The following is a 1,763-nucleotide window of genomic DNA, read 5'->3' on the forward strand; positions in this document are numbered from 1 at the left end:
GACCGCAAGGCCCTCCCCGCCCCCGAATTCGTCTCGAACGCAACCGAATACGTGGCACCCCGCAACGACGTCGAGCAGACGGTCGCGGACGTGTTCGCCGACGTCCTCGACGCCGGCCGGATCGGTGTGCACGACAGCTTCTTCGACCTCGGCGGCAATTCGCTGTCCGTCACCCGGGTGACCGCGCGCATCACCGAGGCGACCGGAACCCGGCTGTCGGTTCGTGACGTGTTCGATGCGCCCACCGTGGCCGCACTGGCGTTGCGCATCGACGCCACCACGAGTGCGGTGCGCCCGGCCCTGACTGCAGTGACCCGGCCCGCCCGCATCCCGCTGTCGCTCGCGCAGCAGCGCATGTGGTTCCTCAACCAGTTCGACGCCGACTCCCCGGCCTACAACCTGCCGTTCGCGGTGCGGCTGTCCGGCGCGATCGACACCGCGGCGTTGGCGGCGGCGTTCGACGACGTCGTCGAACGCCACGAGTCGCTGCGCACGGTGTTCCCGGACGGCGAGGGTGGCCCCGAGCAGATCGTGCTGCTTGCCCCCGACGTCTCCGTGACGCTGCGGCCGGTCGACGTCACCGAGACCGACCTCCCCAGCCGAATAGTGGCGTTCGCGTCCCGCGGATTCGACGTCACCGCGGAGATACCGGTACGGGCCACGCTGTTCCGCACGGCTCCCACCGAGCACGTTCTGGCGATCTCGCTGCACCACATCGCGGCCGACGGCTGGTCGTTCGGACCGCTCGGCCGCGACGTCATGGTTGCCTACGCGGCCCGCGCCGACGGTCATGCGCCGCAATGGGCGCCGCTCGAGGTCCAGTATGCCGATTTCAGCGTGTGGCAGCGGGACGTTCTCGGCAGCGAGGACGACGCCGAATCCGTCATGACCACCCAACTCGGATACTGGACGCACACACTCGCAGGCGCGCCCGACGAACTGCGCCTGCCGTTCGACCGGCCGCGTCCGGCTCAGCCGACGTTCGCCGGGCGATCGGTGGGCTTCAGCATCGATCCCGAAACCCACCGCGGCATCCAGCGACTGGCCCGGGAACACGGGGCCACCACGTTCATGGTGGCCCACGCCGCGTTCGCGCTGCTCCTGGGACGTCTGTCGGCCACCGACGACGTCGCGATCGGCACACCGATCGCCGGACGCGGCGAACGCGCTCTCGACGACCTGGTCGGCATGTTCGTCAACACCCTCGTCCTGCGCACAGCCGTTCGCAACGAAGACAGCTTCGCCGAGTTGCTGCACACGGTGCGCGACACCGACCTCGCGGCGTTCGCCCACGCGGACGTCCCGTTCGAGCGGCTGGTCGACGTGCTCGCCCCGACGCGCACCCCGGCGCATCATCCGATCTACCAGGTTGCGCTGTCGATGAACCCGGTACAGGCGGACGCGTACGAACTGCCGGGATTGCGGATCGGCGTCGAGGACGTGGATCCGGGGGTCGCCAAGATCGACCTCCAGCTGACGTTGGGCGAGAATCTCGACGACACCGGTGCACCGTCCGGGATCCGTGCCGAATTCACCTACGCCACCGACCTGTTCGACGAGTCCAGCGTCCGCGACCTCGCGTGGCGACTGCAGCGGATTCTCGAGGCCGTGATCTCCGACCCGGGCACCGCCGTCGGTGATCTCGACCTACTCCACGACACCGAACGGGCAGCTCTCGTCCCGGCAACGGGCAGGCCCGGACTCGCACCCGTCACCGTGCCGGATCTGCTCGCCGGCGCCGTGCGCAGCAACCCGGACGGCGA

Annotated in this window: 1 protein-coding gene; it reads left to right on the forward strand. The window is 69.5% G+C overall.

The genetic code is table 11. From position 1 onward, the window contains the following. Nucleotides 1–1,763: condensation domain-containing protein (locus AZG88_RS29495; RefSeq protein ID WP_231914255.1), on the forward strand; the 1,763-nt coding region annotated here is incomplete at both ends.

The organism is Rhodococcus sp. LB1 (assembly GCF_001583455.1).
GTDB lineage: Bacteria > Actinomycetota > Actinomycetes > Mycobacteriales > Mycobacteriaceae > Rhodococcus_F > Rhodococcus_F opacus.